Annotated in this window: 15 protein-coding genes; 7 read left to right on the top strand and 8 right to left on the bottom strand. The window is 60.7% G+C overall.

All coding sequences use genetic code 11. The annotated features are described in order from the left end of the window. Positions 1-45: 45 nt before the first annotated feature. Complete coding sequence (locus tag BM352_RS17065; protein ID WP_090219310.1) at positions 46-921, bottom strand: S-methyl-5'-thioadenosine phosphorylase; 876 nt, start codon at positions 919-921, stop codon at positions 46-48. A 259-nt stretch (positions 922-1,180) separates the two neighbouring features. Between BM352_RS17065 and BM352_RS17060 the strand changes: the two genes are divergently transcribed. Next, a complete protein-coding gene (locus tag BM352_RS17060) occupies positions 1,181-2,782 on the top strand; it encodes a SulP family inorganic anion transporter (protein WP_425434561.1) in 1,602 nt (533 codons plus the stop codon). A 275-nt stretch (positions 2,783-3,057) separates the two neighbouring features. Here BM352_RS17060 and BM352_RS17055 read toward each other — a convergent pair whose 3' ends face one another. Further along, on the bottom strand, positions 3,058-3,663 hold the full coding sequence (locus tag BM352_RS17055) for a flavin reductase family protein (protein WP_090219308.1): 606 nt from the start codon (positions 3,661-3,663) through the stop codon (positions 3,058-3,060). A gap of 81 nt (positions 3,664-3,744) precedes the next feature. On the opposite strand from BM352_RS17055, the gene BM352_RS17050 reads away from it, so the two are divergent. Next, the gene (locus BM352_RS17050) at positions 3,745-4,236 is read left to right on the top strand and encodes a GNAT family N-acetyltransferase (protein ID WP_090219306.1); all 492 of its coding nucleotides are present in this window, start codon (positions 3,745-3,747) and stop codon (positions 4,234-4,236) included. A gap of 50 nt (positions 4,237-4,286) precedes the next feature. Then, complete coding sequence (locus BM352_RS17045; protein ID WP_090219304.1) at positions 4,287-5,018, top strand: EcsC family protein; 732 nt, start codon at positions 4,287-4,289, stop codon at positions 5,016-5,018. A gap of 185 nt (positions 5,019-5,203) precedes the next feature. On the opposite strand, the gene ptsP is transcribed toward BM352_RS17045, so the two are convergent. From ptsP to BM352_RS17020, 5 genes are all read right to left on the bottom strand, one after another. Continuing rightward, complete coding sequence (gene ptsP, locus BM352_RS17040; RefSeq protein ID WP_090219301.1) at positions 5,204-7,456, bottom strand: phosphoenolpyruvate--protein phosphotransferase; 2,253 nt, start codon at positions 7,454-7,456, stop codon at positions 5,204-5,206. A gap of 243 nt (positions 7,457-7,699) precedes the next feature. Next, entirely contained in the window at positions 7,700-8,938 is a 1,239-nt protein-coding gene (locus tag BM352_RS17035) for an aspartate kinase (RefSeq protein WP_090219299.1), read from the bottom strand. A 69-nt stretch (positions 8,939-9,007) separates the two neighbouring features. After that, positions 9,008-9,652, bottom strand: a complete 645-nt coding sequence (locus BM352_RS17030; protein WP_090219297.1) for an SDR family NAD(P)-dependent oxidoreductase — start codon at positions 9,650-9,652, stop codon at positions 9,008-9,010. 13 nt (positions 9,653-9,665) lie between these two features. After that, entirely contained in the window at positions 9,666-10,088 is a 423-nt protein-coding gene (locus tag BM352_RS17025; RefSeq protein WP_090219295.1) for a DUF1178 family protein, read from the bottom strand. A 96-nt stretch (positions 10,089-10,184) separates the two neighbouring features. Further along, on the bottom strand, positions 10,185-10,661 hold the full coding sequence (locus BM352_RS17020; protein WP_090219292.1) for an NUDIX hydrolase: 477 nt from the start codon (positions 10,659-10,661) through the stop codon (positions 10,185-10,187). A 123-nt stretch (positions 10,662-10,784) separates the two neighbouring features. Here BM352_RS17020 and BM352_RS17015 point away from each other — a divergent pair, with 123 nt between their 5' ends. After that, entirely contained in the window at positions 10,785-11,909 is a 1,125-nt protein-coding gene (locus tag BM352_RS17015) for an acetoin utilization protein AcuC (protein WP_090219291.1), read from the top strand. Here the strand turns inward: BM352_RS17015 and BM352_RS17010 are convergent. After that, entirely contained in the window at positions 11,906-12,880 is a 975-nt protein-coding gene (locus BM352_RS17010) for a threonine dehydratase (RefSeq protein ID WP_090220380.1), read from the bottom strand. The genes BM352_RS17015 and BM352_RS17010 overlap by 4 nt on opposite strands. Before the next feature lie 84 nt (positions 12,881-12,964). Here BM352_RS17010 and modA point away from each other — a divergent pair, with 84 nt between their 5' ends. The 3 genes from modA to modC are packed head-to-tail and all read left to right on the top strand — an operon-like array spanning position 12,965 to position 15,443. After that, positions 12,965-13,669: a molybdate ABC transporter substrate-binding protein gene (modA, locus tag BM352_RS17005; protein WP_090219288.1), complete on the top strand. Its 705-nt coding sequence runs from the start codon at positions 12,965-12,967 to the stop codon at positions 13,667-13,669. Next, entirely contained in the window at positions 13,669-14,355 is a 687-nt protein-coding gene (modB, locus tag BM352_RS17000; RefSeq protein WP_090219285.1) for a molybdate ABC transporter permease subunit, read from the top strand. Before modA ends, modB begins: the two co-directional genes overlap by 1 nt. Further along, on the top strand, positions 14,352-15,443 hold the full coding sequence (gene modC, locus BM352_RS16995) for a molybdenum ABC transporter ATP-binding protein (protein WP_090219282.1): 1,092 nt from the start codon (positions 14,352-14,354) through the stop codon (positions 15,441-15,443). The genes modB and modC overlap by 4 nt, the downstream gene beginning before the upstream one ends. Positions 15,444-15,481 lie beyond the last annotated feature (38 nt).

Here is a 15,481-nt window from a genome sequence, read left to right as displayed (position 1 = left end):
GGCGCAAGAAACAGCGCGATCAGCCCGAGGCAGCCCCAGAACAGTTTACGCAAGAACGCGACCCGCCACAGCGTCGAGCTTATCGATCAGGGCTTTGTCTCGAGCGTCGGGGGCGGTGAGGATCGCGTATTCCAGCGCACGGTCACAGCCGTGGACGCAAGGGTCGCGCTCGGCCCCAAGCAAGGTTGGCAGTTTGGCGACCATGTCGCGGGCCTTGCTGGCGTTGCCCATCAGGGTGGCGATGATCTGGGTCACGTCCACTTCGCCGTGGTCTGGGTGCCAGCTGTCATAGTCGGTGATCATGGCGACGCTGGCGTAGCACAGCTCTGCCTCGCGGGCGAGCTTGGCCTCCGGCATGTTGGTCATGCCGATCACATCCGCGCCCCAGCTGTCGCGATACATTTTGCTTTCCGCGAGGGTCGAGAATTGCGGACCCTCCATCGCCAGATAGGTGCCGCCGTTGTGGACGGTGATGCCGGTGTCCTTGGCCGCTTTAAGGCAGGCGGCCCCAAGGCGCGGACAGGTCGGGTGTGCGACCGAAACATGGGCCACACAACCGGTGCCAAAGAACGACTTTTCGCGGGCGAAGGTGCGGTCGATGAACTGGTCGACGATGACGAAATCGCCCGGCGCCATTTCCTCGCGGAAGGACCCGCAGGCGGAGACAGAGATCACATCCGTCACACCTAACCGTTTCAGTGCATCGATATTCGCGCGATAGGGGACGGTGGTTGGCGAATGCACATGCCCCCGCCCGTGGCGCGGCAGGAAGGCCATGCTGACCCCGTCCAGCTTACCGGTCAGGATTGCGTCAGATGGCGCGCCCCACGGGGTCTCGACGCTTTGCCACGTGGCATTTTCCAAGCCGTCAATTTCATAAAGGCCGGAGCCGCCGATCACACCGATCATTGTGTCTGCCATTTGGGTGTCCTTTGTCGCGAATGTCATATGTTGGCGGCATACTGGCGGAACGTTTCACAGATGGAAATGCACCGGTCGCCAGTTCACGCACTCGTTTGAGCAACTATTCCGTGCAATCCCCGACTGTGTGCGCTAACAGGCGCGCAACTCATCTACATATGTGACCTAAACAAGAGGCAGCAGCGTGACCAACAAGCTGATGGCGTCCCTCGCCAAAAATCCTATTCTGAACGAGTTGAGCCTTGCGCCCTCCGGCCCAATGGGGGCTGCGCGATGGCGTATCGAGATACTGTCCGGCCTGACCGTGGCACTGGCCTTGGTGCCGGAAGCCGTGGCCTTTGCCTTCGTGGCAGGGGTTCACCCGCTGGTGGGGCTTTACGCGGCTTTCATCGTCGGGCTGATCACAGCTTGTATCGGTGGGCGTCCGGGGATGATCTCTGGCGCGACGGGGGCTTTGGCGGTCGTGATGGTGGCTTTGGTGTCCGCCCATGGGGTCGAGTATCTGTTTGCCACCGTCATCCTGATGGGATTGATGCAGATCGCGGCAGGCGTGTTCAAACTGGGCAAGTTTATCCGGCTGGTTCCGCATCCGGTGATGCTGGGCTTTGTAAACGGTCTTGCCATCGTTATTTTCCTCGCTCAGATGAGCCAGTTCCAAATCCCGGGCACGGCTGAAGGCGGCGGGCATGCAATGGCCAATGGGCAATGGATGACCGGCCTTCCGCTGGCGATGATGTTGGGTCTGACGGTGCTGACGATGGCTATCATCTGGGCCACGCCCAAGGTGACGTCACTGGTCCCTGCGCCGCTTGCGGGCATCGGTATCGTGGCGCTGATCGTGATCGGCTTCGGCATCGAAGTGCCGCGTGTGGGTGATCTGGCCTCGATCAAAGGCGGGCTGCCGCCATTCCACATCCCGTTCAGCTTTGGCGCTGAAGGGGGCACAGGGCTTTACGGTGATATGCTGGCGCCGTTCAATCTGGAAACTCTTGTCATCATCTTCCCTTACGCGCTGATCCTTTCGGCGATTGGGCTGATCGAAAGCCTCCTGACGCTGAACCTTGTGGGCGAGATCGTCAACAAACGCGGTGGCGCAAGCCAAGAATGCGTGGCCCAAGGTGTGGCGAATACTGTGACCGGCTTCTTTGGTGGCATGGGCGGTTGCGCGATGATCGGGCAATCTATGATCAACGTCAAATCCGGCGGGCGCACCCGAGTGGCTGGCATTGCTGCAGCGCTATTCCTGCTGACGTTTATTCTGGTGGCTTCACCTCTGATCGAGCAGATCCCGCTGGCTGCCCTCGTGGGCGTGATGTTCATGGTGGTCATCGGGACGTTCGCGTGGAACTCGTTCAACATCATGCGCCGCGTCCCACGTATGGATGCGTTTGTCATCGTGCTCGTGACCATTACCACCGTGATGTATGACCTTGCGATTGCGGTTGTTGTCGGGGTTATCGTTTCGGCGCTGGCCTACGCGTGGCAGAACGCCCGTCGCATCCACGCTGTGACCTATGACACGCCCGAAGGTGCCAAGGTCTACAAGGTCCAAGGCCCGCTATTCTTTGGCTCTGCCGAAGGCTTCTCGGAGCTGTTCACCCCGAAAGACGATCCGTCTTTGGTCGTCATCGACTTCGCGGATAGCCGTGTGGCCGACCAGTCTGCGTTGCAGGCAATCGAGGCGATCGCGGGCAAATACGAAGCCGAGGGCAAGACCGTGCAACTGCGCCACCTGAGCCGTGACTGCCACGAGTTGCTGACCAAGGCAGGCCAGTTGATGGTCGATAGCGATGATGACCCGGACTACGAGATCGCGGTGAACTACTCGGTCAAAACCGGCGTTATGGCAGGCGGGCACTAAGCGCCGCACGCAGGCTTAGCCAAAGGTTAACGAGGGGCGGGTAGAACCTGCCCCTCGACGTCGAACATAGCTCGTGGAATTCAGGGTCTCTTTTAAGGGACCATCTGTATGACGCATGCGTTTGGATGCAGGGGGTGACGCCCCTGTCTGGCTGACCCCGCGACAGGCGGCGCCGCCATCTATGTATCAGCGCCCCGCAATTTGGCGCATTTTCCCGAATTGAGATGCACAGACGACCCCGCGCCGGAATTCCGTGTTCGGGGCGTTTGGCGTGCCTATTCGCCCGGTCGGGTCAGGCTGAACACGTCTTTGACGAAGGTATAGTCCTTATATCCAAGCCGCGCCAAAGGTTGGAACTTGGTCACGTCGAACAGCCCGTCTACCATGCAGTCGTCGCGCATGTGCACACCGATGACCTCGCCGAACACCGCGAAGTTCGCCTCGCCCGGAAGTTGCACGATCTGGGTCAGCTTGCATTCAAGATTGGCTGGCGCGCCCGCAACCCGGGAGCAGGGAATGGTCTCGCAATCCACCCGATCAATGCTGGCCTTGGCGAACTCGTCTACCTCTTTGTCCCAAGGGCCGGAGGTGACGTTCATCGCGTCGCGCATGGCATATTCAACAATGTTCACACAGAAGACGTCGGTATCGCGAATGTTGGCGACGCTGTCTTTCGTTCCGTCGCGATCCGGTTTGGCGGAGGTAGACGAGAACATGACCTGCGGCGGGAAATAGGCAACCGCGTTGAAGAACGAGTATGGCGCAAGGTTTTCGGAGCCGTCCGTTCCGCGTGTCGATATCCAGCCAATAGGGCGCGGCGTTACAATCGCGTTGAACGGGTTATGGGGCAGGTCGTGGCCGTCTTCGGGGCGATAGAACATCTGTGGCGTCTCCTTCTTGGTTGCCCAAGGGGTAGCGCCATGTAGACTGGCCGGAAAGCGCAAAAACGACGGGCAGGGCAATTGCAACTAAGGCTGGAAACTCCGCAAGACTGGTGGGCGGTCGAGGCGCTGTATGATCTGACATTCGCGCCTGGACGCACGGCGCTGTCGTCTTACCGTTTGCGCGATGGCGTGGATCCGGTGCCCGAGCTGTCGCTGGTCGCAAGTGACGAGGACGGCAGCCTTGGCGGTGCCATTCGGTATTGGCCGGTGCGCGTCGGGGCGCATGATGCGTTGTTGCTGGGGCCGGTTGCGGTCCACCCCACCCGTCAGGGTGAAGGGCTTGGGGGCGCTCTGGTGCGCGATAGTCTGGCCCGCGCCGAGGCGCTGGGGTGGCAGCGGGTGCTGCTGGTCGGGGACGCGCCATATTACGGTAAATTCGGGTTCCGCAAGATCAACGGTGTCCAGATGCCGCCGCCCACCAACCCTGACCGCGTGTTGGGTCTTTGGGATTGGGATGGGGTGACGGGCGAAGTGACGTCCTTGAAAACCGACGAACACGGCAACATGTAATTGGTATGACACAATCTGTTTTGCCCCCCACTCAGTCTGCGAACCCGCCCATGAAAGACCAAGTCAAGGACTTGGCCATCCGCTACCGCAATGCGCGTGGTGTCGGGCTGAAAGTGTTGGGCGCTCTCGGGGCCTCCGCAGAAGGGTTACTTGACAAACTGCCCGCCTCCGCACGCGACGGATTGGACAACGCGACCTTGAAGGCGTTGGAAATCAGCTTCGACACAGCCGCCAGAAGCCGTGGCAGTGTCCCTGATACCGGCCAATGGCTGACCCGCGCCCTGACCATAGGCACAGGCGCCGCAGGTGGCTTTGGTGGGCTACCGTCCGCATTGGCTGAACTGCCCATTACTACGACCGTCATCTTGCGCGCCATTCAGGGTATTGCGGAGCAACATGGGTTTGATCCGTCTGATCCGGATACACGCGCCGAATGTCTTGAGGTGTTCGCCTCGGCTGGGCCGCTGTCCGAAGATGATGGCACGGATCTGACCTTTCTGACCCTTCGGATGAGTGTCACTGGCGCTTCGGTGCAGGCGCTGCTGAAAAACGTCGCGCCAAAGCTGGCGCTGGTGCTGGGGCAGAAGCTAGCAGCGCAGACAGTTCCGGTTCTTGGGGCCGCCACAGGGGCCGCCATTAACTACAGTTTCACCAGCTATTATCAGGAAATGGCCCATGTCAGCTTCGGGCTGCGAAAGCTGGCGGAAGACACAGGCTCGGACCGCGCCGCGTTGATCGAGGCCTTCAGGCAGCAGGTCTCTGGCCTAGCTCTGAGCCGTTAACTTTTTCGTAACTCTATTGGGATTATCTGCGCGTGCATGAGGCAGTAATTTACAGACTATGACCGCCTAAGGCACGAGTATGTAACAAGTTTTTCATCAGTGGGTCTTCCCTCTCACTGAGCGACCTGCCCATCGGACAGCTCCGAACGGCAGGTCGATTTGCTTCGTAGCAAGGGCGTTTCCGACTACTTGTTGGCGCGTCCGGTCAGCCAATCAACCACTGCCTCGCGCACCGACTGCACGCCGGAGTCCCGTGCGTCGTCGATGACTTTTTTGGCCTCGTTAAGATCAGTGCGGCGTAGCAGACTTTTGACCGGCCCGATCGAGGCAGGGCGCATGGACAGCGACCGCAACCCCATCGCTGCAAAGCACAAGGCTTCGACCGGACGGCCCGCATCTTCGCCGCAGAAACTCATTGGCGTATTGCTTTCGCGGCCCCGTGCGACGATCTGCTCTAGGAAGCTCAAGAAGCTGACATTCAACGTGTCATAGCGTTTGCGCACGCGCTCGTTCTCGCGGTCGGCGGCAAAGAAGAACTGCTTCAGATCATTGCCGCCGATGGAAATGAAGTCGGCCATCTCGAAGAACTGCTTGGGCGCGAAGGCGAGCGACGGCGTTTCCAGCATTGCCCCGATCTTGACGTCGGAGGGCAGGGAATGGCCCAGCTTCTTCTCACGCTCCAGCTCGTCCAGCAAATGCTGACGCGCGTCGCGGAATTCGTCGAACTGGGCAACGAACGGGAACATGATCGACAACGGCCGGCCGTTCGCCGCGCGGATTAGCGCTTGCAGCTGCATCCGCATCACGCCCTTTTTGTCCAATGCCACGCGGATCGCACGCCAGCCCATTGCTGGGTTCGGCTCTTCGGTTGGCTTCATGTAGGGCAGGACTTTGTCCGACCCGATGTCGAGCGTTCGGAACACCACTTCCTTACCCTTTGCAGCATCCAGCACAGAGCCATAAATGGACGCCAATTCGGAGCGGCGCGGCACGCGCGCGCGGGTCAGGAATTGCAGTTCCGTACGGAACAGGCCCACGCCTTCGGCGCCGGAACTGACCAGCGACGGCAAATCCGCCATGAGGCCGGCGTTCATGTTCAAAGCAATCGTCGTGCCGTCCAGCGTGGTTGCAGGCTTCTCGCGGATCGAGGCATAGCGTTGCTGCGCCTGTGTCTGCATGGCGATTTTTTCGCGGAATGCGGCAGCAACGGCATCCTCCGGGCGCAGGTGGACCACGCCTTGATCGCCGTCCACCAGAATGTGGTCACCATTCAGGGCTTCGGTCAGGATACGCTTGGCGTTGATCACCAGCGGAATGGCCCAAGCGCGTGCGACGATGGCCGCGTGCGAGCCGACGGAGCCCTCTTCAAGCACAATCCCTTTGAGTTTCTTGCCATAGTCCAACAATTCACCGGGGCCGATATTCTTGGCCACCAGAATAGGGTTGTCTGGCATCTCTGCACCGGTATCGCTGCCTTGGCCCGTCAAAAGACGCAGCAAACGGTTGGACAGGTCGTCGAGGTCATGAAGTCGTTCGCGCAGATAGGCATCCGGCACGCTTTCCATGCGGGCACGCGTGGCGGATTGCTCTTTTTCGACAGCAGCTTCGGCGGACAGACCCAGCCCGATGTTTTCTTCGATCCTGCGCCCCCAAGAGCGGGAGTTGGCGAACATCCGATAGGCTTCAAGCACCTTCATCTGCTCTTTGTCAGGGTTCTTGCCGACGGCGCCCAGCATGTCATCGACCGAGCCGCGCAAGATCGTCATCGCATCTTCCAGCCGCCGTAGTTCAGCGTGGGGATCGTCTGCAATCGGGTTGGTGACCACGACGCGGGGCTCGTGCAGATACACATGGCCTTCTGCCGCGCCTTCTTGCGCAGTGCCGCCGCGGAACAGTGCTTGTTGCGTGTGACGTGCGCCCATCGCGGCACCTTCGCCCACGAAAGCGCCCAGTTCCGTCATCTCGGCCAGAACCATCGCCACCACTTCCAAGGCGTAGACCTCGTCATCGGTGTAGACACGCGCATCTTTGGACTGGACGACCAAGACACCAAGTGTCTCGCCAAGGCGCTGGACTGGAAGCCCGAGGAAGGACGAGAATATTTCCTCGCCCGTTTCTGGCATGAAGCGGAAGCCACGGGCCGAAGGTGCATCTGGTGTGTTGACCGGCGTGGAGGTTTTTGCAACGCGCCCGACAAGCCCTTCGCCGACCCGCATCCGGGTCTGGTGAACAGCCTCTTTTTTCAGGCCCTCAGTAGCGCAAAGCTCCAGAGTTTCGGTGTCGCGAAACAGATAGATGGAGCACACATCGGTACCCATAGAACTGGCGATCAGGCCGGTGATCCGGTCAAGCCTCTCTTGGCCCGCGCCTTCTTCGGCAAGGGTGTCGCGCAAACGGCCCAGCAGTTTGCGGCTTTCGCTTTCTGATCTTTCGGGCAAATTCTTCGCCCCCCTTGGTGTACTTACTTTCAGCTATAGGCGACTTCCGAAGGGAAGTGGAGAGCAGAGACAGACGGCCAAGACGGAAAAGCGCCGATGGCTACGATTTCACATCTCGGAGACCATGCGGGGCGGTTTGTGGCAAATTTTTAGGCAGTCGCTTAGCGGGCGGGCAATGGCGCGCCCGGAACATGCAAACACCCGCGCCATGACGCGGGCGATGCATTAAAACCGTGGACGCGTTTAGCTTACTTTTTCAAGCTCGAAGGCGTCGTGGAGCGCCTGCACGGCCAACTCCATATATTTGCGGTCGATCAGCACGGAGATTTTGATCTCCGAGGTGGTGATAACCTTGATGTTCACGCCTTCAGCTTGAAGGGCAGCAAACATCTTGGCGGCTACACCCGCGTGGCTGCGCATCCCGATGCCGACGACAGACACTTTGGCGACTGCAGTATCGGCCACCAGATCGTGATAGTTGATAGAGCCAGAGGCTTTGGCTTCTGCCATCGCCTTTTCGGCGCGCGCAACTTCGTTCACGGGGCAGGAGAAGGTCATGTCAGTGCGACCCTCTTCCGAGATGTTCTGCACGATCATGTCGACGTTCACGCCCGCTTCGGACAGTGGCCCGAAGATTGCGGCTGCGATGCCGGGACGGTCCGCGACCGAGATGAGGGTCATTTTGGCTTCGTCTCTTACGAAGGCCACGCCTGCGACTACGTTGCTTTCCACGATATCCTCCTCGGCACAGACCAGTGTGCCAGCGTTGTCGTCCATTTCTTCAAAGCTTGATAGAACCCGCAGCTTCACGCCATAGCGCATGGCCAGTTCGACCGAGCGGGTTTGCAGCACCTTCGCCCCAAGCGAGGCCAGCTCCAGCATTTCTTCGAACGCGATGCGGTCCAGCTTGCGGGCCTTGTCCGAGACGCGCGGGTCCGTGGTATAGACGCCGTCCACGTCAGTGTAGATGTCGCAACGATCCGCGTTGAAAGCAGCTGCGAACGCCACCGCTGTGGTGTCCGAGCCGCCGCGACCCAGTGTGGTGATACGACCCTCAGGGCTGATGCCTTGAAAGCCAGCAACGACGGCAACTTTCATGCCTTCCGCGAATTTCGCGTCCAGATTGTGTGTCGGGATTTCTTCGATACGGGCAGAGCCATGCGCATCGGTCGTCATCAACGGCACTTGCCAGCCCTGCCAGCTGCGCGCCGGAACGTCCATTTGCTGCAAGGTCAGCGCCATCAGGCCTGCTGTCACGTTCTCGCCGGAAGACACGATGGCGTCGTATTCGCGCGCATCATATAGGGGCGAAATTTCGTCGACCCAACCCACCAACTCGTTGGTTTTGCCGGACATCGCCGACACGATCACGATAACTTCGTAGCCTTTGGCCACCTCTACGCCCACGCGCTTGGCGGCGCGGCGGATGCGGTCCAGATTGGCGACAGATGTGCCGCCGAATTTCATAACCAATCTTGGCATGGGTATTGCCCTTTGTCGTATCGTGCAGCGTCTTATGATGCTGCGGCGCGAAGGGCAAGGGCCGTAGGGTCAGTAAGGCATAGGCTCGCCGTTCCACATCTCGAAGCAGCCCGTGGTTTTCGGGCCAAGCGCATCAAAGCGCTTGATCAATCCTGACGAGGACTCCGCCACTGAGATTGCCGCCGCTTCGCCACCCATATCGGTCTGCACCCAGCCCGGGTGGTAGATGCCCACTGCGATGTCCGGCGCAAGCTCCACGGACAGATTGCGCCCAAGGTTCAACGCAGCCGCTTTTGACGCGCGGTAGACAAACGCATTTCCGGACGCCCGTTCGCTGGAGCCCATCTGCGAAGAGATAATCGCGATCTTGCCGCCGGCTGCACGCAAGTTTGGCAGAAGCGCTTCGATGGTGAGGAACACGCCGGTGACATTGGCGGCGAAGGTGTCAGCCCAAACATCCGCGCCGTAGCCAGAGCCAAGCTCGTGACCTTTGTCGAGATATACGCCAGCGTTGCAGACCAGCAGGTCCAGCGGCCCACCGTCCAGTTGCACGGCCATCGCGCGCACAGAGGCAGCATCTGTCACGTCCGCTTGTACGAACCCGTCGGACGGCGTGCCGCGCGTTGTGCCTGTGACGTCATCGCCGCGTGCCACATAGCCGTCAAAGAGTGCCCGCCCGATACCGCGATTTGCGCCTGTGATAAGAACATTCATGAGGCTGGCCTTCCTAGTTTGTTTTCCGGTTTGGTCCGAAGGGCAGGGGAACGACGGGGATACCGTCCTCGATCAATGCCTTCGCATCCTGAATTTTTGCCTCGCCATAGATGGAGCGTTCGGGGGCGGTGCCGTCATGCATCGCGCGCGCCTCGGCCGCGAAGTTCGTGCCGACATTCTCCGAATTGGCTTCGATCTGTGTGCGCAACTCGCGCAGCGCTTGTTCGGCGGGGGAGGCGGGAGCTGATAGGGGCGTTTCGCTTGTGGCCTCTGACGTGCGGACCCTTGGCGCCATGATCGACTTCTTCACCTCGGTATCGCCACAAACTGCGCAGGTCACCATGCCCGCCGTTTGCAACTTGTCGAAGGCCGCCGCCGACTGAAACCAGCTATCAAACGCATGGTCTTTCGCGCAAGTGAGAGCATAGCGGATCATCGCAGGGCGCAGTCCTTTTCGGGCGTGGGGTCAACGGTCGACTAAATCTAAGCGGCAACGGGGCGATGACAAGCCCTAATCCCATGCGGCTTAGGCTTAGGCGCTTAGCAGCGAGGCGTCAAAATTCTTGATAATCTTGCGTAATTCCGGTTCGCGCACACGTGCAGCGGCCTTCTTCACGCTAAACCATTTGCGCGTCCGTTCCTTGCTTTCGGGCCAGACTTTGAGCGTTTTTTGAACCTTTACCGGAAATACCGACACCGCGCAGGGCAGGTTTTCGGAGCGGCCCATGAACTTGGTGTAGGAATAGAGCCCGAGGCAGATGTTAAACGCTTTGCCCTCAACGCCAGCTTCCTCAAACGCCTCAATGGCGGCGGCTTGGGCGGGGGATTGATCTTCCATCGGCCAGCCTTTGGGAATGATCCAGCGCCGCGAACTGCGCGAGGTGATCAGCAGCACCTGTGTCTCTTCCCCTTGCACGCGGAAACACAGCGCCCCGAACTGGGTGCGCACATCGCGTTTGTGAGACCCTTCCATACGCAAGGGCGGATGTTTCAATTTGATCAGCGACATGCTCGGCTCCGCGGGCGCATTTTCACGCCTTTTTCTTAAGTTAGCCTTTGCGCAGAGGTTTTTCAAAGAGGAATCGGTGATTTGCCTGTTCAGGCGCGCGACTTACCCTAAATTGCCAAACAGATGTTGACCGATCCGCTATTCATTGGCTCCGAGATTTATCGGGGCTCGTCTTACGGCCCGAACCACCCGTTGCGTGTGCCTCGGGTGTCGACGGTCATGGATCTGAGCCGCGCCCTTGGATGGCTGCCGGCCGAGCGGTTTGTAACGTCCCCCCGTGCAAAGCCCAAAGCGCTAGAGATCTGGCATAGTCGTGCCTATATCGGCGCGCTCCAGCGGGCGGAAGAGACGCAGCATGTCAGCTCAGAGACCCGCTCGCGGCACGGCATCGGCACCTCCAACAACCCTGTCTTCCCCGAGATGTTTCGACGCCCTGCAACCTCTGCCGGTGGTGCATTGTTAGCAGGCGAGTTGCTTGCCGAAGGCGGCGTCGTCTACAGCCCCGCAGGCGGGACGCATCACGGATTTCCAGACCGTGCGGGGGGCTTTTGCTACCTGAACGATCCGGTGCTGGCGATGCTATCGCTGCGCCGCCAAGGCGTGCATCGCATCGCGTATGTGGATATCGACGCGCATCATCCTGACGGGGTGGAACACGGGTTTGCCGGCGACCCTGACATGCTGATGATCTCGGTTCATGAGGAAGGGCTTTGGCCGCGCACAGGGGGACTGGACGATGTAGCAGGCGGCTCGGCGTTTAACTTGCCGGTGCCAGCGGGGCTGAATGATACGGAGATGGCGATGATCCTTGACCGTTTGATTATGCCTGCGATCACTGCGCACCGGCCAGACGCCATTGTGCTGCAATGTGGCGCAGACGGTGTAGAGGAGGACCCGCAATCGCATCTGAGCCTGTCGAACAATGCGCACCTAAGGGTGCTGCGCGCGCTGCGCCCGCTGGCCCCGCGTCTGCTGGTTTTGGGCGGCGGCGGCTACAACCCGTGGAGCGTCGGGCGTCTATGGACAGCGATCTGGGGCGAACTTGCAGGGCATGACGCCCCCGACCGTATGCCGCCCGAAGCCGAAGCGGTGCTGCGGGACTTGCGGTTTGACGGCAACCGGCGTGGGCGCAACCCGCCGGAGCATTGGTTCACTACGCTGATTGATTCCCCGCGTGAGGGGGGCGTTCGGGATGACATCCGTGCGCGGCTGGATCACCTGACTGCGCGGCTGGTTCCCGTAAATTAAGGGGTCGGGGTATGGCCCGCCAACACCTTCAAGAACCAGTCGGTGTCGATGTTGCCGCCGCAAAGGATGACCGCACAAGTCTTGCCCTTCATACGGTCTTTCTCCTGCAACAATCCCGCCAGCGGCGCGGCACCGGCACCTTCGGCCAGATTATGCGTGCAGTGGTAATAGGCGCGGATGGCGTCCGCGACCTCGTCATCGCTGACGGCAATGATCCGCTCGGCCCCCTTGGAATAGATGTCATAGGCCTCTTGAACAGGCAGGCGCACAGCCATGCCGTCGGCGAAGGTGTTGGCGCTTTCTGTTTCAATCAATCGGCCTGCCTCAACCGACAGTTTGGCGGTCTGTGCGCGGTCGGACACCACGCCCACGATTTTGGTTTTCAATCCCAACGCGTCGCGGGCCAGAATGGTGCCGCAGATGCCAGAGCCGCAGCCGATGGGCACATAGATCGTATCGAGATCGGGTTGGGCCGAGAGTAGCTCGAAGGCGTAGGTCGCGACGCCGCGCACCAGTTCCTTGTGGAAAGGTGGGACGATGAAGAGGCCTTGCTCATCGGCCACACGGAAGGCCTCCGCTTTGGCTTCGTCGAAATCCTGTCCATGTTCCACCAATTCCGCCCCGAAGGCGCGCATGGCGGCATTCTTTTCGACCGAATTGCCGTAGGGCACGTAGATCAACGCCCGAAGCCCCGCCGCTGTGGCCATCCGCGCTTGACCCTGTCCGTGGTTGCCCTTGGTCGCCGTGCAGATGCCCGGCGTGTCTGGGTGGGTGCGGGTTAGCCAGTCCATGAACGTGATCGCGCCGCGCATTTTGAACGCGCCGGTTGGGCCGTGGTTCTCGTGCTTGACCCAAGTGGGCGTGCCCGTGCGGGCGTTCAGCATTGGCCAGCTATATTGCGGCGTTGGGGCCATGTGGCGGTAGACGAGGGCGCAGGCGTCCTCCAGCTCGGATTTGGTGAATGTCATCATGAGGATTAGCCTAGCGGACGCGCGCAGCGCTGCAACCCGCATTTGGCCTTGCACCTGCCTGCGCATTGCTCACAATCCTCCGCCATGATCCGCCGTGTTTTCATAGCCTTGACCTTGTGTTGTGCCGCCACGCCGATTTGGGCAGCGGATGTTGTGATCTTTGCGGCTTCCAGCTTGAAGCCGGCATTGGATGAAGTCACGCAAGGCCTGCCCGTGCGCATCTCCTACGGTGGCAGCGGTCTTCTGGCGCGCCAGATTATGCAGGGTGCGCCTGCGGATATTTTCTTTTCTGCCAATGAGGTCTGGATGGATGCGGCCATTGCGGGCGGCGTTGTCCGGCCCGAGACCCGCATCAACCTGCTGTCAAACGCGCTGGTCATTGTCGGGCGGGATGCGGCCACCTTTGAGGACATGCTTGCCGGCGAGGGCCGCGTGGCCACAGGTTTGGTGACATCTGTGCCAGTGGGCATCTACGCCAAGGCCTATCTCGAACGGGAAGGTCATTGGGAATCCATCGCGCCACGCATTGTGGAAACCGAAAGCGCACGGGCAGCGCTGGCCTTGGCGTTGCGGGGGGAGGTGCCGTTTGCAGTGGTCTATGCAAGCGACGCCGCGGCGGAGCCCGACATGCAGGTGATCCACGCTGTGCCGGACATGCCCGATATGCCGATCCGTTACCCTGTCGCGCTCACGACCCGTGCGACCCCAGAGGCGACAGCTGTTTTGGATGCGCTGCAAAGCGAAGCGGCGCGGGCGATCTACGCTTCACACGGGTTCGGGGTGCCATGATGCTGGGACTTGGACCTCAGGAATGGGCAGCGGTCGGGTTGTCGGTGCAGGTCTCTGTGGTGGCGACCTTGGCGTCCTTGCCTTTGGCGATCTGGGTTGCCCATCTGCTGGCGCGGCGTGAATTTGTGGGCAAAGGCGTCTTGAACGCGCTGGTGTTGCTGCCTTTGGTGCTGCCGCCTGTGGTCACGGGCTACCTGTTGTTACTGACTTTTGGCACTCAAGGCGTGATCGGCGGCTTTTTGGACAATATTGGCATTGTGCTTGCCTTCCGCTGGACTGGGGCCGCTTTGGCAGCCGCGATCATGGCCTTCCCATTGATGGTGCGCGCCATCCGGCTTGGCTTTGAGGCGAGCGATCCGAAGCTGGAACAAGCTGCCACTACGCTTGGCGCGTCGCCGTGGCGGGTGTTTCGTACGATCACCTTACCCGCAGCATTGCCCTCGGTCATCGCGGGGGCGGTGTTGGGCTTTGCGAAGGCGATGGGTGAGTTCGGCGCGACGATTACCTTCGTGGCGGCCATTCCGGGGCAGACGCAAACCATTCCCTCGGCCATTTACGCGTTCTTGCAGGTGCCGGGCGGCGAAAGTCAGGCAGGGCGCTTGGTGCTGGTGTCGCTGGTGATAGCGCTGGGGGCCGTTGCCGTTTCTGAATGGGTCGCGCGGCGCGTGGCAAGGCGGCGGGCATGAGCACGCTGATCGATATCAAGCAACGCCTCGGCGCGTTCCAACTGGAAGCGCGGTTCGAGGGCGAGGGTGGGGTGACCGCACTGTTCGGCCCGTCGGGCAGCGGCAAGACGTCCGTGATCAACGCGATCGCGGGCCTGAGCAGGCCAGATGCCGGGTATATCCGCCTTGGAGATCAAGTGCTGTTTGACAGCGACGGTGGCGTTTTTGTGCCGCCTCACCAGCGTCGCGTGGGCTATGTCTTCCAAGAGCCGCGTCTGTTTCCTCATATGAGTGTCGCGCAGAATATCGCATACGGACGCCCCAGCCAGCAGTATTCCACAAACGGGGACGCGGGGCTGTCGGCGCTGGGGATCGAGCATCTTGAAGACCGCTCCCCGCGTGATTTGTCGGGTGGGGAGGCGCAACGTGTGGCCATTGCGCGGGCTTTGATGAGCCAGCCCAAGGTGCTGCTGATGGATGAGCCATTGGCGGCGCTGGACGAGGCCCGCAAAGCAGAGTTCCTGCCGTATCTCCAAGCGTTTGTGGCGAAGACCAATATACCGGTTTTCTATGTCAGCCACGCCATGAATGAGGTGGCGCAGTTGGCCGATAACCTGGTGGTCATGCGCGATGGACGGGTGGCGCGCTCTGGCCCGTTGGCGCAGATTTTATCGGACCCGGCTGCGATCTCGGATATCGGGGTGCGCGAGGCGGGGGCCATTCTCAACGTCACGGTCGCCCGCGCCGAAGCAGGTGACGGGTTGAGCGAGCTGACTTCCAGTGCGGGCCGGTTGTACCTGCCACATGTGCATGTCGAGGATGGTGCTGCAATGCGCGTGCGTATCCGCGCCAGTGATGTGATCTTGTCCAAGGACAAACCCGACGGGCTTTCGGCGCTCAATATCCTGCCTTGCACTGTTTCGCGGGTGCATGAGGGGCAGGGGCCGGGTGTGGCAGTGGCGTTGCGGTCGGGCGAGGATGTGCTGATGGCGCGGATCACCCGACGCTCTGCCCGCGCGATGGGGCTGCGTGCTGGTTTGAGCTGCTATGCGGTGATCAAATCGGTGTCGGTCGCCCCGGCAGACATGGGCGGGCATGCCAGAGGCTAGAACTGATCATGCACTTCAAGTTGGTCTGGTGCCGAGCG

It is taken from the genome of Litoreibacter janthinus (genome assembly GCF_900111945.1).
Classification (GTDB): Bacteria; Pseudomonadota; Alphaproteobacteria; order Rhodobacterales; family Rhodobacteraceae; genus Litoreibacter; species Litoreibacter janthinus.
This window is presented reverse-complemented; position numbering and strand designations above follow the sequence as displayed.